The organism is Bacillus cereus group sp. BfR-BA-01383, assembly GCF_022663495.1.
GTDB lineage: Bacteria > Bacillota > Bacilli > Bacillales > Bacillaceae_G > Bacillus_A > Bacillus_A cereus_AU.
Genome location: NZ_JAKUFP010000133.1, coordinates 1 through 273 on the forward strand (window position 1 = coordinate 1; position 273 = coordinate 273).

Consider the following 273-nt stretch of genomic DNA (forward strand, 5'->3'; position numbering starts at 1 on the left):
AGATGATCAGGTTGATAGGTTCGAGGTGGAAGCATGGTGACATGTGGAGCTGACGAATACTAATAGATCGAGGACTTAACCATATAATATGAAGCAATGTTATCTAGTTTTGAAAGAATATAAAAAACTTGTTGACTTTAAAAGTTAAATGAGTTACAATAATTCTTGTCCTAAATGAATATAGTCTGGTAATGATGGCAGAGAGGTCACACCCGTTCCCATACCGAACACGGAAGTTAAGCTCTCTAGCGCCGATGGTAGTTGGGACCTTGT

At 38.8% G+C, this 273-nt stretch carries 2 rRNA genes; both read left to right on the forward strand.

The features are described from left to right. Nucleotides 1–83: ribosomal RNA gene (locus MR065_RS27280) — 23S ribosomal RNA — on the forward strand; the annotation flags it as partial. A gap of 101 nt (nucleotides 84–184) precedes the next feature. After that, nucleotides 185–273 (forward strand): 5S ribosomal RNA (gene rrf / locus MR065_RS27285); the annotation flags it as partial.